Genomic DNA, 18,298 nt, shown 5'->3' with positions numbered 1-18,298 from the left:
TCCGCCGCCGGGCAAAGCTACAACTACCAGCTTAAGGCGGTGATACCCCGCTGACCTACCGGGCCCGCCGGGCGGGGTGTTCGTTCGTCAGCGCGGTGCGCTCTCCCGCCGGGGCTCTGCGGTCCGGCGACGGCGGAGCGGGCCGCCGCCGGGCATGTTCCACGGCAGCGTGGCCAGCACGATGGCGGCCAGCGTGAGCAGGGTTCCCAGCACGGTTGCCGCCACCACGACGCTGCCCGGTGCGGGGAAGACGAGGTCCAGGAGCAGGGAACCGATCAGCTGCCCGCCGATCAGGCCGAGACTGGTCAGCAGCACACCCAGGCTGCGCACCAGCAGGGCGCCGACGCCGATGAAGATGCAGCCCAGCGGCCCGCCCAGGTACAGCCACCATTCCCCCGGCAGCGGATTTCCCGGGCCCGAGACGGCAATCTTGATGCCCCACATCACCGCAAGCAGGACGGTGCCGGAAATGAAGTTCACCAGCGTGGCGGTGATGGGCGTGCCGTAATGCATCCCGGTGGTGCCGTTCATGGCCTGCTGGAAACTCATCAGCATGCCTGCGGTCAGGGGCAGCAGCACCGGCAGCAGCCACTCGGACGGTTCACCGCCTGCTCCGAGTTTCGGGCTGACGGCCCAGGCAACCGCGGCGATGGTCAGCACCGCGCCCACCACGCGCATCACGGTCAAGGCCTTCTTGCCGGCCGGTCCGATGCCGAGACGGTCCACCACCAGCCCGGTGAGGGTTTGCCCGGCGACGGCGGCCACGGTGAAGACGGCCACACCCAGCACCGCGACGGTCAGGGTTTGGGAGAGCACGAAGTAGCCGCCGATCATGCCGGCCAGCACGTAGTAGCGCGGGAACCGCCGCTCGCGCAGCGACGGAATCAGCTGCCCGGCTCCGGCCCGGCCGCGGGGCAGAGCGAGGCTGATGCCGATCATGACCGCCAGCCCGACCAGGAAGCTGACCAGCGCAGCGGCCAGGCCGTCGTCGAGGCGCTCCCCTAGGGCGCCGTTGACGCGGGCCTGGGAGGGAATGGCAACTCCGGCAAGCAGAGACAGGGGCAGACCGATCAGCGGGGACATCCGCACAGCGTTTGGCACCCGACCACCCTACCGCCGTACCCCCTCGTCCCCGCCGCCGCCATGCCGCGGCTGCCGCTCCTGCGCCGGGCGGGGCAGGTCCTGCGCCGGGCGGGGCAGGTCCTGCGCCGGACGGCACGGGAGAATCGGGCAGAATGGAGGTATGAGTTCCTCCGATGCCCAAGACCTTCCCATCCGCGACGACATGATCCGCCTGGGCCAGCTGCTCAAGCTCGCCAACCTGGCGGAGGACGGGATCCAGGCCAAACAACTGATCGAAGACGGCCTGGTTCAGGTCAACGGCGACATTGAAGAACGCCGCGGCCGCCAGCTGCACGCCGGCGACCTGGTCTCGGTCAACGGCGAGACGGTCCGGATTACCCGCGAAGGTTAGTTCGCCCGGGTTCCGGCGCGCAGCACCGTGTGTGCCAGGAACTCCTTCACATGGCCCAGCTCCTGCATGTTGATGCCGTGGCCCATGTTCGAGTAGAGGATCTTGGTCAGCGCGGTATGCGCGTTGAGCCAGGCATGCGTATATTCGATCCGCGGTGCGTCAATCACCGGGTCTGCCTGGTCCCGGCCCCAGAAGAACTGCACCTTGTCCTGTTCCAGTTCCTCGTCATGGAAGAACGCGTTGTCCTGCGACGGGACCACAAAGCCGGAGAGCCCGACGACGGCGGCAAAGTCCCGCGGGCGGTGCCGCAGCAGGGTGGTCGCCACGGCCATGCCCATGGAAAAGCCCAGCAGGCTCACACTCGTGTGGGAGTCCTTGACGGTATCCAGCCAGGCGGCGACGTCCGCCACGGACTCCACCACCGCGTCCACCGAGTAGTCCGCGTCGCTCATCAGCGGGAACCAGGTGTAGCCCGGGCCGGACGCCTGCGGCGCGCGGACCGAGGCAATGGTGAAGTCATCGGGCAGGTAGTCCGTCAGGCCCATCAGGTCCTCTTCATTGGCCAGGTATCCGTGAAAGAGCACCAGCAGCGGGGTGCCCGCCCGCTCGGCTTCGGGTTTTGACCAGAGGACTACGGGATTCCATGCGGGGTTTGTCATGGTTTCATTTTGGCACGCCGCAAATTGGAACCTACGGTCGCGTAGCCGAGGCACGGTTTGCGAGTATTGACCGGTGAGTACAAATTCTTTGCCCGAAGCCGTTTCCCTCCCCGATTCCCGGCAGGAGCAGCAGCCGCTGCACCTCTGGTCCCGGTTCGTGGCCATGGGCGATTCCTTCACCGAAGGCATCGGAGATCCCGATCCGAACAGTCCGGGCGGCAACCGCGGCTGGGCGGACCGCGTCGCCGAGGAGCTGGCGTCGGAGCAGCCGGATTTCGCCTACGCAAACCTGGCGATCCGGGGGCGGCTGCTGAACCAGATCATCGACGAGCAGCTGGAACCGGCGCTGGCCCTGAAACCGGATCTGGTAACCATCTGCGCCGGCGGCAATGACGTGATCCGGCCCGGCGGTGATCCGGACCGGCTGGCCGAACGCATGGACGGCGCCGTGGCCAGGCTGCGCGCCTCAGGTGCCGGGGTTGTCCTGTTCACGGGACCTGACCTCGGCAACACCCCCGTGCTGAGCAGCGTCCGCGGCCGGGCCGCAATCTACAACGAAAACCTGCGGACCGTCGCCAAGCGGCACGGCGCTGTCATTGCGGACATGTGGGCGCTGCGCGAATTGGGAGATCCGCAGATGTGGGCACCGGACCGGCTGCATTTCTCTCCGCTGGGACACCACACCATTGCCGCCATGGTGCTGGACACCCTGCACGTGCCGCACTCCCTGCAGCCGCTGGAAACCAAGCCGCTGCCCCCCAAGAACTGGCGGACGGCCCGCACCGAGGACATGGTCTGGGCCCGCGAATTCCTGCTGCCCTGGGTGGTCCGCCGGGTGCGGCACCAGTCCTCCGGGGACGGAATCTCGGCCAAGCGCCCTGAGGCCGGACCGATTTTCGGGCAACCCATGCCGCAGGGTTCGGCCGACTAGGTCTCTCGGTCAGGTGTCTCAGTCGGGGTTAGGTGTCTCGGTTAGGTGCCTCAGTCCGGCCAGTGTCTCAGTCCAACTAGTGCCTCAGCACAACTAGGACCGCCGGGACCGAAGACCGGCGGACCGCTGAAGCCGCCCGCCGTCGTCGTCCCGCGCCGGCGCTGCGTCAGGAGCCGCCCGACTGCCGGGCCTGGTCGGTTTTCTCCGCCTGCTCTATGAGGTTTGCCAGGTGAAAGGCCCAGCCCTCCCGGTGGGCTGCGGAAAGCACGGCGCCCATTCCGGCGTCGAGCCCCGCAAAGCCGCTTTCGGAGACCTCCACCCCGGTGGCATCAACCTCATCGGTCAGTTCGAAGCTGACCACCGTGTGCGCGCCCCATTCGGGCGCCGTCCACCGGAAGGAGAGCAGCCGGCCCGGGGCGACGGCCAGGACCGTCCCCGTGGCGGTGTGCTCCACCCCGTCCTCGCTCCACCGCTCCGTCAGCGGCGCTCCGGGATGCGGAGCGAAGTCCATGTCCGGCCACCATGCGGCCCGGTTATCGACCAGTACGTGCCAGAGCACCTCCGGAGTGCACTGTGCCCGGCCGGAGAGTGAGATCCGATCTGCCATGGGAAATGTTCTCCCATGAATTGCCGCGGCGGACAAGGGCACGCCCTCTTTGGCGGCGGCCTACCCGAAGACCTCACGTTTCAGCGCGCCCGAAATCTCCCGGATGCTGGTCAGGAACCCGTCGTGGCCGATGGGCGCCCGGATGAGGTGGACGGAGGTTCCCCGGGGCAGGGCGGCAGCCAGATCCGCCGACTGCTGCGGAAAATACAGCCGGTCCGATTCCACCGCGGCAATGAAAAAGTCCGCCGTGGTGCCTGCGAGCGCCGCGCGGAGCGATCCCCGGCCGCGGGCGACGTCGTGGCTCACCAGTGCTTCGGTCAGCACCAGGTAGCTGTTGGCGTCGAACCGTCCGGCCAGCTTCCATGCCTGGTGGTCCAAATAGCTTTCCACGGAGTACCGCCCCCGACCGGCCGGGAGTGCGGCGCCGAACGGATCCTCCGCCGTCTGCGGGGTGCGGCCGAACCGATAGTCCAGTTCCGGCTCGGACCGGTAGGTGATGTGCGCAATCCGGCGGGCCAGGCCGAGTCCGGCCAGCGGCGGCGCACCGTTGTAGTAATCGCCCCCGTTGAACGCCGGGTCCAGGCGGATGGCCGCCAGCTGCGCCTGGGCAAACGCGATCTGCTCCGCAGTGCTGGCAGCCGTAGCGGCAATCACTCCGCAGTGCAGCACCCGGTCCGGCTCGGTCACCGCCCATTCCAGCGCCCGCGCTCCCCCGAGCGAACCGCCCAGCACGGTATGCCAGCGGGCAATGCCCAGCCCGTCGGCCAGCCGCGCCTCTGCCCGCACGGAATCGCGGATGGTAACGAAGGGGAACCGTGACCCCCAGGGCAGTCCGGCGGCGTCGGGCGAGGAAGGCCCGGTGGACCCGTAGCAGCCACCCAGCATGTTGACCGACACCACAAAGTACCGGTTGGTGTCCACGGTCCGGCCGGGTCCCACGAGTTCTTCCCACCAGCCCGGCTCGGTACTGCTCCCCCGGGCCACGTGGCTGCTGCCGGTCAGGGCATGCGGGATCAGCACTGCGTTCCCGGCATCGGCGTCCAGCTGCCCCCACGTCTCATAGGCGAGAACGACGTCGGGCAGGTACCCGCCGGTTTCCAGGTCCAGTCCGCCGATACCGGCGTACTGCAGCACCCCGTCCTTTCCGGCGGGGTGCTGCAGCGGCGTCCGCAGCGGCTCGCACTGCGGGGCCGGACGCCGGGGCACGGAGGTTACGCCCCCTTGGCGGCCCGGAAGCCGGCGTCGAGGTCCGCGAGGATGTCATCAATGTGCTCGATGCCGACCGAGAGCCGGACCAGCCCGGGGCTGACCCCCGCAGCCAGCTGCGCTTCGGCACCCAGCTGGCTGTGCGTGGTCGACGCCGGATGGATCACCAGCGAGCGCACGTCCCCCACGTTGGCCACATGCGAGTGCAGCTCCAGTCCGTCGACGAAGCGTTTGCCGGCTTCCACCCCGCCGTCGATTTCGAAGGACACAATGGCACCGGTGCCGCGCGGGCCGTATTTGCGTCCGCGCTCAAACCAGGGGCTGGATTCCAGCCCGGCATACGAGACCGACACGACGTCGTCGTGGTTTTCCAGCCAGGTGGCGACGGCGACGGCGTTGGCCACATGCCGTTCCACCCGCAGGCTCAGGGTTTCCAGGCCCTGGGCAATGAGGAACGCGTTGAACGGGGAGACGGCCGCACCGAGATCGCGCAGCAGCTGCACCCGCGCCTTGAGGATGAAGGCCAGGTTGGCTCCCAGGGCGCCATTGACGCCGAGGTCCCGGGCGTAGACCAGGCCGTTGTAGCTCTCATCCGGGGTGTTGAAGCCGGGGAACTTCTCCGGATCGGCCGCGAAATCGAAGTTGCCCGAATCCACGATCACTCCGGCAATGGAGTTGCCGTGCCCGCCGAGGTATTTCGTGGCCGAGTGGACCACAATGTCGGCGCCCCATTCGAACGGCCGGATCAGGTACGGCGTGGAGAGGGTGCTGTCCACGATCAGGGGGACGCCGGCGTTGTGGGCGACGGCGCTGATCCCCTCGAGGTCCAGGACGTCCTGGCGCGGGTTGGAGACCACCTCGCCGAAGAACGCCTTGGTGTTGGGCTGCACGGCGTCCCGCCACTGGTCCAGGTTGTCCGGGTTCTCCACGAACGTGGTCTCAATGCCGAACTTCTTCAGCGTGTGCTTCAACAGGTTGTAGGTGCCGCCGTAGAGACTCGGGCTGGCGACGATGTGATCCCCGGCCTGGGCCACGTTGAGCAGCGCGAAGGTTTCGGCAGCCTGTCCCGAGGCCAGCAGCAGCGCGCCGACGCCGCCTTCCAGGGACGCAATCCGGTTCTCCACCGCTTCCTGGGTCGGGTTGCCGATCCGGGTGTAGATGGGTTCCAGTTCGGCCAGGGCAAACCGGTTTGCGGCTGCCTCAGCGCTGGGAAAGACGAAGGACGATGTCTGGTAGATCGGCAGGGCGCGGGCGCCGGTGACGGCGTCGGGCTCCTGTCCTGCGTGGATCTGGCGGGTTTCGAACGACCAATCTGCACTCATGATGCTCCCTTAAACCAGGGGCCGCACAACGCCAGCCGGGACATCCGGGTACGCCGGATGATGCACCGGAATTCCGGTAGGGCTGTGGGACCCGCGCTTGCCGGACGCCCTTTTGGCGTACGGCCAGGTCTTCACCCGGGGCACCCCACCGCGGTTGGAGGGTTGCCGGCCAGCAAGCCGGGGCTATCTGCTGGCACTCATGACCTGCACCTATAGAAACCGATCCGCAGCGATCATGCAACCTCTGTGACGAACCGTGAAAGGCCGGCCGTTTTGGTTACAGATTGGCAGCATGGGGAGGAAAAGTCCGGTCTTAGGCTTCCCTTGGTCGAGACGGGTATCACAACGTGCCACAATGGGCCGCATGCGCTTGGACCATGTTTCTTATGCCTGTGAATCCGACGGTCTTCTGGCCACCACCGAAAGGATTGCTGCTGCACTCGGTGCCGATTTCGTGAAGGGTGGGGTCCATCCCCGCTTCGGTACCCGCAATATGATCCTGCCCCTCGCCAACAACCAGTACGTGGAGGTGGTGGAGGTGCTGAACCACCCGGCGTCGGACAAGGCCCCCTTCGGCCAGGCCGTGCGCCAGCGCTCCGAATGCGGCGGCGGCTGGATGGGCTGGTGCGTCGCTCTGGATGACCTCTCTCCCTTCGAGGAACGCCTGGGCCGGGCCTCCGTGCCGGGCAACCGCAAATTCCCGGACGGCCAGGAGCTGACCTGGCGCCAGATCGGCATCAACGGGCTGATCGCTGACCCGCAGGTGCCCTACCTGCTGCGCTGGGATGACGGCACCGAGGAGCTGCACCCCTCCAACGCGCTTCCGGGTATGCCGGGCTCCGTCAAGCTGAAGTCCCTGACCATTGCCGGGTCTGCCGCGCGCGTCACGGACTGGCTGGGCCAGCCCGTGGAGAAGCCGCTGGAGAACGTCGACGTCACGTGGATTGCCCCCGCCGGGACGCCGGGCATCATGTCCGTCACCTTCGATACCGCGAACGGGCCGGTCGAGATCTAGCTCGGGTTTCCCGTCCGGGTTGGGGTTTTCCGGCCGGTTTGGGGTTTTCCGGCCGGTTTCTCGGCCGGGTTGGGCTTCTGCGCCCGGTTTCCCGCCCGGTTTGGGCTTCTGCGACCGGTTTCCCGTCCGGTTTGGGCTTCTGCGACCGGTTTGAGCTTTCCCGCCCGGTTCAAACCGGCAGCAGAAGCAGCAACTGGTCGATTCTTTTGGAAACGGGGGTTTTCCACAACCAGTTGCAGCACGCTCGCAGGCGGCCTGTACCTCCCGTAGGCCTGGCCTCATGGATCCTGAATTGATGTTCGCGGCCGACGGCGCGTCCGACCGGGGTAGGCCGCTGGCGAAGCGCTGTGCCGCCGGAGAGCTGGTGCGGCTGCGGCGTGGCGTTTATGTGGCCTCTGCTGAATGGAACAGGCTGCCCCGATGGGAGCGTGAGCGCCTGCGGATCACCGCAGCAGTAGAAACCGGCAAAGGACCCCGGGTGCTGGTGCAGCAATCTGCGGCGCTGATATGGGGCATCCCCGTTATAGGTGCATCCACGGAGATACTTCTGCTCAGCTCTCAGGCCACCCGCGGGCGGCGCCGCGGCGACCTCAGATGGACCGAACGGAAGCTCCTTGAATCCGTGACCCAAAGAGACGGCGCCGACCTCACCACCCGGGCCCAGACTGTTATCGATATGGCTGCCTACCTTCCCTTCCGGCAAGCCGTCCCCGCCATGGACCACGTACTGCGCCCGGATCCGGTCAGGGGATTCGAGCCCCTCAGCAAGGACCATCTGTACATGGTTGCGGAGCGGCTGCCTGACCGGGCCAAACACCGGCGGGCGGTAAGGGTCATTGATTTCGCGGACGCACGCGCGGAGTCCCCCGGCGAGTCCTTCTCCCGGGCGGTGCTCCACGGATATGGATTTGCGGCCCCGGAGCTCCAGCAGGACTTCCATTCTGCCGGCGGACGGTTCCTGGGCCGGACGGATTTCTATTGGCGGGAGCAAAGGGTTGTCGGGGAGTTTGACGGAGCGGTGAAATACGGCCGTGGCGCCACGGTACCCGGTGCCGGCACGGCCCCTTCGTGGGAAACCCTAACCAGGGAAAAACGGCGTGAAGACGCGATCCGGGCGACCGGTGTGGGGTTTGTCCGCTGGTCCTGGACCGACATCACGGACTCACCACGGAATCCTGACGGTTTGGTCCAAGGGCTTGTCCGGGCCGGTGTGCCAAGAAACCGGCGGCGTTGATTTGCGTCCGGTTCGCACTTTTCCGCCCGGATAACGTTTTTTCTGCCCCTTTAAACTGGGCGGATAAGTGCAAACCGGTCGATTTGCCCAAGGCGAAGCGCCCCCGGCAGTCACCCGCCGGCCGCACGGATCAGGCGGGCATTGGTTTCCCGCAGCGCCCCGCCATCGATCTTGAGCACCGCCCGGTCATAGGTCAGCAGCCCGTTGACCTCGTCCTCGACGTCGGTGAGCTGTGTATAGACCGTGGCAGCCAGCCCCCGGGCCACCGCCGGTTCGATCTGCCGGGCATGCAGCCGGCGGTAAGCCCGCTGCAGCGCCTGCCGGGTCCGGAAGCTCCGGTAGCCGAACTCCTTGGCGTTGAAGGTGTGCCCGGGGATCCGCAGGCTGTAGCCGCCGTATTCGGACAGGACGACGGCGCGGCTTCCGTGCAGCCAGCTCTTCCGCAGCCGGAACCGATGGAAGTAGACGTGCACGCTTTTCAGGTCGCCGCCGCCCTGGTCATGCCAGCCGCTGGCATGGTCGATGCTGCGGGTAGGATCCAGCGTACGAAGCTTCCCGGCAACGGCGTTGGCGTCGAACTGGCCCCAGCCTTCGTTGAAGGGCACCCAAACGGCCAGGGAAACGGTGTTCTGCAGCAGCTCGACCGTGCCCTGCAGTTCCGCCAGGAACTCCGCCCGGCCGGCCTCATCATCCCGGCCGAAGGCCAGATAGGCGTCATCGCGCCGGTGTGTTCCGCCCACCACGGGAGCGGTGACCACCGAGTGCCGGTAGGTGGTGCCGCCGTTGACCAGGTCCTGCCACACCAGGATTCCCAGCCGGTCGCAGTGGTAGTACCAGCGCAACGGTTCGATCTTGATGTGCTTGCGCAGCATGGTGAAGCCCAGGCCCCGGGCCCGGTCAATGTCCGAGGCAAGCGCCGCGTCCGACGGCGCGGTGTACAGTCCGTCCGGCCAGTACCCCTGGTCCAGCAGGCCCGCGTGGAAATAGGGCCGGCCGTTGAGCAGCAGCCGCTGCCGTCCTGCGGCGTCGGGGCCCATGCCGAAGGTCCGCAGCCCCGTGTAGCTTTGCACCTGGTCGATTTCGCGCCCGCCGGCCAGCAGCCGCACCTCGACGTCGTAGAGAAACGGATCCTCCGGGGTCCACAGGTGGGGATCGGGAATCGGGATGCGCAGCGGAACGCCGGGCCCGACGGCGGCATGGGCTACGGTCTGTCCGGCCGAGGACACGGTGATCTCCGCCGTCAGGTCCGCAGTACGACCGGGGCCGTAGCTTCCGCCGTCGAGGCTTCCGGGAGAGGTGCCTGCGCCAGGCACATGGCCCGGGGCCGCATCATCCGCGCCCGCTGCATCGTCCCCGCCCGGCACGCCGTCCACATCGTCCGCGCCCGGCACGCCGTCCCCGCCGTCCGCATCGTCCGCACCCGGCACGCCGTCCCCGCGGTCCCCGCCCGGTGCGCGCGCATCATCAACCAGCACCGTGATCGTCACCGCGTCCAGCTCCGGCACCAGGGCCAACCCGCCGATGGATGTCCTGGGCACTGACTCCAGCCACACGGTCTGCCAGATCCCGGACTGCGCCGTGTACCAGATCCCGCCCCGGTCCAGTTTCTGCTTGCCGCGGCTGTGGTAGCCGGTGTCGCTGACGTCCCGGACCCGGACGATGATTTCCTGCTCCTCAGCGGAACCGTCCAGCGCACCGGTAACATCCAGGGCGAACGGCAGGTAACCGCCCTCGTGCCCGCCCACCGGCACACCGTTAACCGTCACCGTGCAGCTGGAGTCCACGGCGCCGAAGTGCAGCAGCACCCGCTCCCCCGCGAAACCCTCCGGCAGGGAAACGCCCCTCCGGTACCAGAGCGCTTCCTCGGGCCGGAGCTGCCGGGAAACCCCGGACAGCGGTGCCTCCGGCGAGAACGGCACCAGAATCTGCCCGTCCCATTCGTCCGGTGCCTGCTCCCGGCTGGCGGGGGTGACGGCATACTCCCAGTACCCGTTCAGGTTCAGATAGCTGTCGCGGACGAGCTGGGGCCGGGGGTATTCCTGCAGCACGGCGGCCGGGTCCAGCTCCGTCCCCCAGGCGGTCATCAGTGTCACTGGGCTGTGTTCTCCTTTTTCTCGGCGGTCCTGGTGCCAGGGTCCGGTGCCGGTGTCTGGTGTCAGGGTTCGGTGCAGCGGTCCTGGTGCCAGGGTCCGGTGCGGCGGTCCCGGTGCCAGGGTCCATTGCCGCTCCCGTCACCGACGCCGGTTCCAGGCGTTCCAACGGGGGCAGGCGCGTCAGTTGCCGATTCCAATGGCCGGACCGAACAGGGCAAACCCGACAAACCCGGCAATATCCACCAGCGCGTGCGCGATGACCAGCGGCATCACCCGGCGCGTTTTGTAGTAGGCGTAGCCGAAGAGCAGGCCCATCAGGAAGTTCCCGATCCCGGGGCCGATCCCCTGGTACAGGTGGTAGCTGGCCCGGATCAGGGCACTGGTCAGGATGATCGCCGGCGTCCCCCAGCCCAGCTGCCGCAACCGCAGGAACAGGTAGCCCACCACAATGACTTCCTCCAGCACGGCATGCCGCATGGCGGAGAGGATCAGCACCGGCAGGGTCCACCAGTAGGTGTCCAGGGCTGCGGGGACCAGGGCTGTGGTGAGGCCCAGCGCCCGGCCGCCGGCATAGACACCCAGGGTGCCGACGCCGATCACCGCGGCCAGGGCCACGCCCAGACCGAAGTCCCGAAGCGGCCGGGCAAAGGTGAAGCCGATCCGGCGGAACGCAGACTTCCCCGGCTCGGTCAGCAGGAACAGGACCAGCGCCACCGGCAGCAGCGAAAAGAAGATGCCAAGCAGCTGGTAGACCAGGTCGAACCAGGGCTGCTCGTCGAGGACCGGATTCAGCGTGGTGGTCTGGCTGGCCAGCGGAGCCTTCGTGGCTTTTTCAATGAGCTGGACGACGGCGTAAACCCCGGACTTGCCCAGCGACAGTCCCAGCACGATCAGGATTTCGAACACCAGCATCCGGCGTGCCCGCGGATCCAGGGACCCGGCTTGGGCGGAAGGGGAGGCAACTGACATGCACACCATTGTGCCGGACGGGTGCCGGTGCCGGATGCTGCCGGCCCGGTTTGCGCTTCCCCGGGGTTTGACCCGGACACCAGCCCCCGCCGGAAGTCAGCGCCGCAATTCAGCGGCGGACGAGCTCCCCGGCCCGGAACACCGGACCGGTCAATGGCATGCCGGGCCGGTACGCCAGGTGGGCAACCGAGGGAGCGTTCAACAGCTGCAGATCCGCCCGGTGCCCCACCGCCAGGGATCCCACGGCCCGAGCACCGTCCCGGTCCTCCCCGGCGTGCACCCGCAGGGCCAGGGCCCCGCCATAGGTTGCTGCCCGCACGGCTTCCTGCACGGTCAGGCCCATCTGCAGCACCGCAGTGGCCACGCAGAAATTCATGGAGCTGGTGTAGGAGGTGCCCGGGTTGCAGTTCGAGGCCAGCGCCACCTGCACTCCGGCGTCCAGCAGCCGCCGGGCCGGGGCCAGCGGTGCGCGGGTGGACAGGTCACAGGCGGGCAGGCAGGTCGCCACCGTTCCGGCACCGGGAGCACCAGCACCAGCACCAGCGTCGTCCCACCCGGACCAGCTGTCCGCGAGCGTCGCGACGTCGTCGTCGGACAGGTGGTTCACGTGGTCCACGCTGGCCGCCCCGAACTCCACCGCCAGCTGCACCCCGGCCCCGGGCCCCAGCTGGTTCCCGTGCACCCGCAGCCCCAGGCCGGCCTCCCGGGCCGCCTGCAGCACCCGCCGGGACTGGTCGGTGGTGAAGGCACCCTGTTCGCAGAAGACGTCGGCCCACTGCACATACGGCCGGACGGCGGCGAGCATGTCCGTGCAGACGAGGTCCGTGTACTCGTCGGCGTCGGCTCCGTCCGGGACCAGGTGCGCGCCCAGGAAGGTGACGGTGTCCGCCACCGTGGACGCGATCCGGGCATGCCGGCGCTCCTCCTCCACGCTCAGCCCGTAACCGGTCTTGGTTTCCAGGTAGGTGGTGCCGCCGGCCGCTGCTTCGGCGGCCCGGGCCAGGAGGAGCCGGGTCAGGTCATAGTCCGACGCCGCCCGGGTCGCCTCCGTGGTGACGGCGATCCCGCCGGCTTCGTATGCCTGCCCCGCCATCCGCGCGTCGAACTCCGCGCTGCGGTCCCCGGCAAAAACCAGGTGGGTGTGCGAGTCCACCCAGCCCGGCAGACCGGCCCGGCCGCCGGCGTCGACCACCTCGTCCGCCGCAGGGGCCTGCCGCGCCGGGCCGATCCAGCTGATCCGCTCCCCCTCGAACACCACCGCGGCATCCCGCAGCACGGGCGTGTCCGCGGCGAGGTCCTGCGTGGAGAGTTCGCCGATGTTCGTGACCAGTTTCGAAGCGGAGCTCATCGGCGCCGGGTTCCTTCCGGGATCGGGGGTGCGGAGTCGACGGCGGCCAGGGCAGCACGCAGCAGGACAGCCGGATCACCGAGGGTGGCGTGCCTGCCGTTTTCGGCACGGAGCCGGCCGCCGACGACGACGGCCGTCACATCCGCGGCGGTGGCCGTCAGGGCCAGCTGGCCGGGGTCCGAGCCGGCAGTGCGGACGCTGTGCGGATTCACGGCCATGAGGTCGCAGGTCTTTCCGGGTTCCAGTCCGGGGGCGGTTCTCCCCTGTGCCGCGGCTCCGGCGTCGGAGGCGGCGAAGTGCAGCTCGGCGGGGGTAAAGGTTCCGCGCTTCCCGGTCCGCAGCCGTTCACCGTATTCCAGTGCCCGCATTTCCTGCCAGGGGTCGACGACGGCGTGCTGGTCGCTGCCCAGCGCCAGGGCAACTCCGGCGTTCCGCAGCCCTGCAGCGCGGCCCAGCCCGTCCGCCAGATCGGCTTCGGTGGTCGGGCAGAACACCGCCGTGGCACCTGCTTCCCCCAGCAGGGCCAGGTCCGCGTCGGTCAGGTGCGTAGCGTGCACCGCCGAGAGCCGCCGGCTGAGCAGCCCGTGCCGGTGCAGCAGCCCGGCGGGTGTCAGACCGGTGGCCGCAAGGCAGTCGGTGTTTTCCTGCGGCTGCTCCGAAAGGTGGATGTGCAGCGGTATTCCGGCCGGCAGCCGCTCCGCAATGCGGGCCAGTGCAGCTTCCGGTACGGCACGGACGGAGTGCAGGGCTGCCCCGAGGCTCACCTGCTCCGGATCGAAGGATGCCGCGACCGCAGCCTGAAGCGAGGCGAACCGATCCAGCCAGGCATCGGCATCGGCGTCCCCGAACCGCTGCTGCCTCGGCTCCAGCGGCACCCCGGATCTGCTCGTGCCGGATCCTTTCGTGCCGGAACCGGCGGACCCGGAACCGCCGATGCCGGAACTGCCCGCGCCGAACCCGCCGGCCAGGTAACAGGCGTCCAGCAGGGTCAGCCGGATGCCGGCGGCAACCGCGGCACGGGCCAGGGCCGTTTCCATCCTGTGCTCCGGATAGGGGGAACCGTCCGGAGCATGATGCACGTAGTGGAACTCGGCCACGCTGGTGTAGCCGGAGACCACCATCTCGGCAAACACGGCAGTGGCCAGCTGCTCGTACAGCTCCGGGGTCAGCGACCCGGCAGCCGCGTACATCTGCTCCCGCCAGCCCCAGAAATCTCCGGCGGTGTGGGTGCGCCCGCGCAGCACCCGGTGGAAGGCATGTGAGTGGGCGTTGGCCGCTGCGGGGAAAACGACGCCGGCCAGCACCAGGTCTCCCGGCTCCGGTGCCGCCCCGGGAGTGGCTGCGGTGACTGTCCCCGCGGAGTCGACCGTCAGGCGGATCCCCCTCCGGATGCGGCCCCCGTACCATCCGGCCTCACACCAGACGGCGGTGTTTCCGGCCGGTTTGGCCCCGCCGGCCCTGGCACCGGCACCGACCCCACCGGCCCCCGCACCGGCACCGGCACCGGGCCCGGCACCGTCCCCGGCTCCGCTCACAGCAGCGCCTCCAGCACATCGGCGAGCGCCTCGGCACCGGCGTCGGCGTCCTCCGCTTCCACATGCTCCTCCGGGGAATGCGAAATGCCGGTGGGGTTGCGGACAAACAGCATGCCCGACGGAACGTGTCCGGCGAGGATGCCGGCGTCGTGGCCGGCTCCGGTGGCCAGCACCGGAGCTCCGGGCAGCGCCAGTTCCAGGCTGCGGCCCAGCGCGGGATCGAAGCTCACGGACCCGGTCCAGGATTCCGGAGTCAGGGACACGGTGCAGCCTTCGAAGGCGGCGATCTTCTGGGCCTTGCCGTGAATGGTTTCTACGAGGGCCAGTGCTGCGGCGTCGTCCGGGTGCCGCGCGTCGAGCCACAGATCCACCCGCGAGGCGATGACGTTGGTGCCGCCGGGGATCGGCGAAATCCGTCCCACCGTGGCCCGGGCGCCGTCGATGGCAGCGGCAGCCTGCTGGACGGCGAGGATGATCTGCGCGGCAGCCACCAGGGGGTCGGCGCGGTCCGCCATGGCCGTGGTCCCCGCGTGGTTACCCTGCCCGGAGACACTGATCCGCCAGCGGCCGTGGCCCAGCACGGATCCGCCCACGGCAACGGACGGCCCGTTCTCTCCCAGCCCGCGCCCCTGTTCCACATGCAGTTCCACGAAGTCCCCGATCCGGGCCAGTGCGTTCTCGTCGCGTCCCAGCCGGTCAGGATCGAGTCCGTTTGCGCGGGCAGCGTCTGCGAAGGTGGTTCCGTCCGCATCGCGCAGGTTCCGGGCCTTGTCCGCATCGATGTCTCCGGTAAGCAGCCGGGATCCCAGGCACGCGAGTCCGAAGCGGGAGCCCTCCTCTTCGGGGAACACGGTGATGGCCAGGGAGCGGTTGCGGGTGATGCCGCGTTCGCGCAGCACATCCACGGCGGCTAGCGCGGACGCCACCCCCAGCGGCCCGTCGAAGGCGCCGCCTCCGGGTACGGAATCCAGATGGCTGCCCGTGACCAGCGCCCCGCGTTCGGGTTCTCCCCACCACGCCCAGAGGATGCCGTTGCGGTCCGTTTCCACCCCAAGGCCGCGGCGCTGTGCCTCCTGCTGGAACCACTCGCGCAGCGTCAGCTCCGGCGTCGAAAAGACCGGACGCGAGTAGCCTCCGCGCCGGGAGTCGCGTCCGACGTCGGCAATGGAGGCGAGCAGGGTGTTGACGGTGGAGCTATTGGTTCCCATGCCCCTAGCTTCCCATCCTCGTGGGCGTCCTATTCGTTCATGGGGATGCGTATCCCCCGGTCGGCGGCGACCTCCGCGGCCCGGGGGTAGCCGGCGTCGGCGTGGCGCATCACGCCGGTGCCCGGATCATTGGTCAGCAGGGTTTCCAGCTTGCGGGCCGCCAGCTCGGTGCCGTCCGCCACACCCACCTGCCCGGCGTGGATGGACCGGCCGATGCCCACGCCGCCGCCGTGGTGCAGCGACACCCAGGTGGCGCCGGACGCGGTGTTGAGCAGGGCGTTGAGCAGCGGCCAGTCCGCGATGGCGTCCGACCCGTCGGCCATGGCCTCGGTCTCCCGGTACGGGGAGGCGACCGATCCCGAATCCAGGTGGTCCCGGCCGATCACAATGGGCGCGCTCACCTTCCCCTCGGCGACGAGCCGGTTGAACAGCAGTCCGGCCTTGGCCCGGTCTCCGTAGCCCAGCCAGCAGATCCGCGCCGGCAACCCCTCGAACTCCACATGCTCGGCCGCGGCGTCAATCCAGCGGTGCAGGCGCACGTTCTCCGGAAACAGCTCCTTGATGGCGGCGTCCGTGACCGCAATGTCCGCCGGATCCCCGGAGAGCGCCACCCAGCGGAACGGGCCCATCCCCTCGCAGAACAGCGGGCGGATGTAGGCGGGGACAAAGCCGGGGAAGTCGAAGGCACGGTCGTAGCCGCCCTGCCGGGCCTCGTCGCGGATGGAGTTGCCGTAGTCGAACACTTCAGCCCCGGCATCCTGGAACCCGACCATCGCGGCAACGTGCCGGGTCATGGATTCGCGCGCCTGCTTGGTGAAAGCTTCCGGATCCGCCGCGGCTTCGGCCTGCCACCGGTCCACCGGAATGCCGACCGGCAGGTAGCTCAGCGGATCATGGGCGGAGGTCTGGTCCGTGACAATGTCCACCGTGACTTCCCCGGCCTGCTGCCGGCGCAGCACTTCCTCGAACACCTCGGCCGCGTTTCCCACCAGCCCCACGGACAGGGCTCGCTTCTCCGCCCGGGCGGCCATCACGCGGGCGACGGCGGTGTCCAGGTCCGGGGCCACCTCATCCAGGTAGCGCTTGCCCTCGCGGCGGCGCAGGCGTGCCTCGTCGACGTCGACAATCAGCACCACTCCCCCGTTCAGCGTCACCGCCAGCGGCTGTGCCCCGCCCATGCCGCCGCAGCCGGCGGTCAGGGTCAGGGTGCCGGCGAGGGTGGCGTTCCCATCCCCGAAGAGCTTGCGGGCGACGGCGGCAAAGGTTTCGTAGGTGCCCTGCAGGATGCCCTGCGTGCCGATGTAGATCCAGGACCCGGCCGTCATCTGCCCGTACATCATCAGGCCTTCGGCTTCCAGCCGGCGGAATTCCGGCCAGGTGGCCCAGTCCCCCACCAGGTTGGAGTTGGCGATCAGAACCCGCGGCGCCCACTCATGGGTGCGGAAGACGCCGACGGGTTTGCCCGACTGCACCAGCAGGGTTTCATCCCCGGCGAGGGTGGAGAGGGTCCGGATCATCGCGTCGTAGGCTTCCCAGCTGCGGGCGGCCCGGCCGGTGCCGCCGTAGACCACCAGGTCCTCGGGGCGTTCGGCTACTTCGGGATCCAGGTTGTTCATCAGCATCCGCAGCGGAGCCTCGGTCTGCCAGCTGCGTGCCGTGAGCTCGGTGCCGCGCGGTGCCCGGATGCGGCGGGTCGGGTCAGAGGTGGTTGCCATAGCCAGACCGTAGCCCCGGGCGGTTCCGGAGGCAGCGCTCCCGGCGGGGGTGTCTGGGATGCCAGACGCAATCGGCTCTGTCCTTAGGCCTGCGGCCGGGCGCCCAGCCGGCGGGAAAGCTCGGCGGCGCAGCGAAGCAGGTCGGGCAGGACGTGCTCCGCCAGGGCTTCAATGCCCGCTCCCGCAGCCGGCTCGGTCCCGGGAACCCCGTACGCGGCGGTGCAAACCCGGTGCGGGGCGGTAAGCGTCAGGCCGGCGACGGCGTGCCCGGACCGGTCCTGAACAGGTACCGCAACGGAGGAGAATCCCTCCGTGACCTCGTTCTCTTCCCAGGCGTAGCCGCGTGCGCGGATGGATTCCAGCAGGTCCGGCAGGGCACCGCCGCCGCTGCGCGAAGACCGGACAGCGGCGGGGTCGGGGTAGAGGGCTGCCAGCTGAGCGCCGGTCATGCCGGCCAGCAGGACCCGGCCGCTGGCCGTGCGGTGGGCAGGAAGGCGGATGCCGGCGTCGGTAACCAGCGGCTGCTGGTGCGGGGCGCGCTCCTCGATCACGTAGATCACGTCCGTGCCCTGCAGCACGGCCAGGTGCGCGGTGAACCGGGTCCGGGCGACCAGCCGGCGCAGCGGGAACCGCGCAATCCGCTGCAGCGGTGCCTGCCGGGAGTAGCCGGTCCCCAGCTCGTGGGCCGTCGCGCCCAGGGCATACCGGCGTTCCTCCGGAAGGTGCACGGCAAAACCGTCACTCACCAGAGCCGCAAGCAGGTGATAGGTGGTGGAGCGCGGCAGCGACAGATCCCGTGCGACGGCGGCGGCGCTGACCGGGCCGGCCTGCTGTCCCAGGTAGCGCAGGATCGCCAGGACCTGCGCTGCGGCAGGGACCTGGACACGGGAATAGGCGGCAGGCATCCCCAGAGTCTAGGCGAGTGTCTGGTATCCCAGAAACCGAATTGGCCGGTATGCACTCCGCCGGCAGCCCGGGCAGG

The 18,298-nt window shown here is 69.0% G+C and carries 16 protein-coding genes and 1 riboswitch; of the genes, 4 read left to right on the top strand and 12 right to left on the bottom strand.

The window, feature by feature from the left end:
* Positions 1 to 87 precede the first annotated feature (87 nt).
* On the bottom strand, positions 88 to 1,101 hold the full coding sequence (locus tag GD627_RS13735) for a DMT family transporter (RefSeq protein ID WP_246165511.1): 1,014 nt from the start codon (positions 1,099 to 1,101) through the stop codon (positions 88 to 90).
* Between the two features lie 142 nt (positions 1,102 to 1,243).
* Here GD627_RS13735 and GD627_RS13725 point away from each other — a divergent pair, with 142 nt between their 5' ends.
* The gene (locus GD627_RS13725) at positions 1,244 to 1,474 is read left to right on the top strand and encodes an RNA-binding S4 domain-containing protein (RefSeq protein WP_146363439.1); all 231 of its coding nucleotides are present in this window, start codon (positions 1,244 to 1,246) and stop codon (positions 1,472 to 1,474) included.
* On the opposite strand, the gene GD627_RS13720 is transcribed toward GD627_RS13725, so the two are convergent.
* Complete coding sequence (locus GD627_RS13720) at positions 1,471 to 2,133, bottom strand: alpha/beta hydrolase (protein WP_152272953.1); 663 nt, start codon at positions 2,131 to 2,133, stop codon at positions 1,471 to 1,473. The two genes, GD627_RS13725 and GD627_RS13720, sit on opposite strands and share 4 nt — an antisense overlap.
* A gap of 88 nt (positions 2,134 to 2,221) precedes the next feature.
* Between GD627_RS13720 and GD627_RS13715 the strand changes: the two genes are divergently transcribed.
* The gene (locus tag GD627_RS13715) at positions 2,222 to 3,064 is read left to right on the top strand and encodes an SGNH/GDSL hydrolase family protein (RefSeq protein WP_425481931.1); all 843 of its coding nucleotides are present in this window, start codon (positions 2,222 to 2,224) and stop codon (positions 3,062 to 3,064) included.
* 166 nt (positions 3,065 to 3,230) lie between these two features.
* On the opposite strand, the gene GD627_RS13710 is transcribed toward GD627_RS13715, so the two are convergent.
* The 3 genes from GD627_RS13710 to GD627_RS13700 are packed head-to-tail and all read right to left on the bottom strand — an operon-like array spanning position 3,231 to position 6,199.
* Positions 3,231 to 3,671: an SRPBCC domain-containing protein gene (locus GD627_RS13710; RefSeq protein ID WP_152272952.1), complete on the bottom strand. Its 441-nt coding sequence runs from the start codon at positions 3,669 to 3,671 to the stop codon at positions 3,231 to 3,233.
* Positions 3,672 to 3,731: 60 nt separating this feature from the next.
* A complete protein-coding gene (gene metX / locus GD627_RS13705; RefSeq protein WP_152273114.1) occupies positions 3,732 to 4,844 on the bottom strand; it encodes a homoserine O-acetyltransferase MetX in 1,113 nt (370 codons plus the stop codon).
* Positions 4,845 to 4,882: 38 nt separating this feature from the next.
* A complete protein-coding gene (locus GD627_RS13700) occupies positions 4,883 to 6,199 on the bottom strand; it encodes a bifunctional o-acetylhomoserine/o-acetylserine sulfhydrylase (protein WP_152272951.1) in 1,317 nt (438 codons plus the stop codon).
* 88 nt (positions 6,200 to 6,287) lie between these two features.
* Positions 6,288 to 6,404, bottom strand: a riboswitch (SAM riboswitch).
* 159 nt (positions 6,405 to 6,563) lie between these two features.
* Between GD627_RS13700 and GD627_RS13695 the strand changes: the two genes are divergently transcribed.
* Complete coding sequence (locus GD627_RS13695; protein WP_146363447.1) at positions 6,564 to 7,214, top strand: VOC family protein; 651 nt, start codon at positions 6,564 to 6,566, stop codon at positions 7,212 to 7,214.
* Between the two features lie 280 nt (positions 7,215 to 7,494).
* Positions 7,495 to 8,448 (top strand): hypothetical protein, encoded by a 954-nt coding sequence (locus GD627_RS13690; RefSeq protein WP_152272950.1) that lies wholly within the window; start codon positions 7,495 to 7,497, stop codon positions 8,446 to 8,448.
* A gap of 110 nt (positions 8,449 to 8,558) precedes the next feature.
* Here the strand turns inward: GD627_RS13690 and GD627_RS13685 are convergent, their stop codons facing one another.
* From GD627_RS13685 to GD627_RS13650, 7 genes are all read right to left on the bottom strand, one after another.
* A complete protein-coding gene (locus GD627_RS13685; RefSeq protein WP_246165535.1) occupies positions 8,559 to 10,532 on the bottom strand; it encodes a glycoside hydrolase family 2 protein in 1,974 nt (657 codons plus the stop codon).
* A gap of 189 nt (positions 10,533 to 10,721) precedes the next feature.
* On the bottom strand, positions 10,722 to 11,510 hold the full coding sequence (locus tag GD627_RS13675; RefSeq protein WP_152272949.1) for a CPBP family intramembrane glutamic endopeptidase: 789 nt from the start codon (positions 11,508 to 11,510) through the stop codon (positions 10,722 to 10,724).
* Positions 11,511 to 11,619: 109 nt separating this feature from the next.
* The gene (gene hutI, locus GD627_RS13670; RefSeq protein ID WP_152272948.1) at positions 11,620 to 12,858 is read right to left on the bottom strand and encodes an imidazolonepropionase; all 1,239 of its coding nucleotides are present in this window, start codon (positions 12,856 to 12,858) and stop codon (positions 11,620 to 11,622) included.
* Positions 12,855 to 14,393 (bottom strand): amidohydrolase family protein, encoded by a 1,539-nt coding sequence (locus GD627_RS13665; RefSeq protein ID WP_152272947.1) that lies wholly within the window; start codon positions 14,391 to 14,393, stop codon positions 12,855 to 12,857. Before GD627_RS13665 ends, hutI begins: the two co-directional genes overlap by 4 nt.
* Positions 14,390 to 15,601, bottom strand: coding sequence for an allantoate amidohydrolase (locus tag GD627_RS13660; RefSeq protein ID WP_152272946.1), 1,212 nt, complete (start codon positions 15,599 to 15,601; stop codon positions 14,390 to 14,392). Before GD627_RS13660 ends, GD627_RS13665 begins: the two co-directional genes overlap by 4 nt.
* A 29-nt stretch (positions 15,602 to 15,630) precedes the next feature.
* Positions 15,631 to 17,316, bottom strand: a complete 1,686-nt coding sequence (gene hutU, locus GD627_RS13655) for a urocanate hydratase (protein ID WP_152272945.1) — start codon at positions 17,314 to 17,316, stop codon at positions 15,631 to 15,633.
* An 83-nt stretch (positions 17,317 to 17,399) separates the two neighbouring features.
* A complete protein-coding gene (locus tag GD627_RS13650) occupies positions 17,400 to 18,221 on the bottom strand; it encodes an IclR family transcriptional regulator (RefSeq protein ID WP_152272944.1) in 822 nt (273 codons plus the stop codon).
* Positions 18,222 to 18,298: the final 77 nt, after the last annotated feature.

Origin of the sequence: Arthrobacter yangruifuii (assembly GCF_009192775.1) — a bacterium.
GTDB lineage: Bacteria > Actinomycetota > Actinomycetes > Actinomycetales > Micrococcaceae > Arthrobacter_B > Arthrobacter_B yangruifuii.
This window is presented reverse-complemented; position numbering and strand designations above follow the sequence as displayed.

Bases quoted from the DNA above. Each gene is read 5' to 3' on its own strand.
- GD627_RS13725 (WP_146363439.1), top strand. From the start codon at position 1,244: ATGAGTTCCTCCGATGCCCAAGACCTTCCCATCCGCGACGACATGATC.
- GD627_RS13720 (WP_152272953.1), bottom strand. From the start codon at position 2,133: ATGACAAACCCCGCATGGAATCCCGTAGTCCTCTGGTCAAAACCCGAA.
- GD627_RS13710 (WP_152272952.1), bottom strand. From the start codon at position 3,671: ATGGCAGATCGGATCTCACTCTCCGGCCGGGCACAGTGCACTCCGGAG.
- GD627_RS13700 (WP_152272951.1), bottom strand. From the start codon at position 6,199: ATGAGTGCAGATTGGTCGTTCGAAACCCGCCAGATCCACGCAGGACAG.
- GD627_RS13695 (WP_146363447.1), top strand. From the start codon at position 6,564: ATGCGCTTGGACCATGTTTCTTATGCCTGTGAATCCGACGGTCTTCTG.
- GD627_RS13690 (WP_152272950.1), top strand. From the start codon at position 7,495: ATGGATCCTGAATTGATGTTCGCGGCCGACGGCGCGTCCGACCGGGGT.
- GD627_RS13685 (WP_246165535.1), bottom strand. From the start codon at position 10,532: ATGACCGCCTGGGGGACGGAGCTGGACCCGGCCGCCGTGCTGCAGGAA.
- GD627_RS13675 (WP_152272949.1), bottom strand. From the start codon at position 11,510: ATGTCAGTTGCCTCCCCTTCCGCCCAAGCCGGGTCCCTGGATCCGCGG.
- hutI (WP_152272948.1), bottom strand. From the start codon at position 12,858: ATGAGCTCCGCTTCGAAACTGGTCACGAACATCGGCGAACTCTCCACG.
- GD627_RS13660 (WP_152272946.1), bottom strand. From the start codon at position 15,601: ATGGGAACCAATAGCTCCACCGTCAACACCCTGCTCGCCTCCATTGCC.
- hutU (WP_152272945.1), bottom strand. From the start codon at position 17,316: ATGGCAACCACCTCTGACCCGACCCGCCGCATCCGGGCACCGCGCGGC.
- GD627_RS13650 (WP_152272944.1), bottom strand. From the start codon at position 18,221: ATGCCTGCCGCCTATTCCCGTGTCCAGGTCCCTGCCGCAGCGCAGGTC.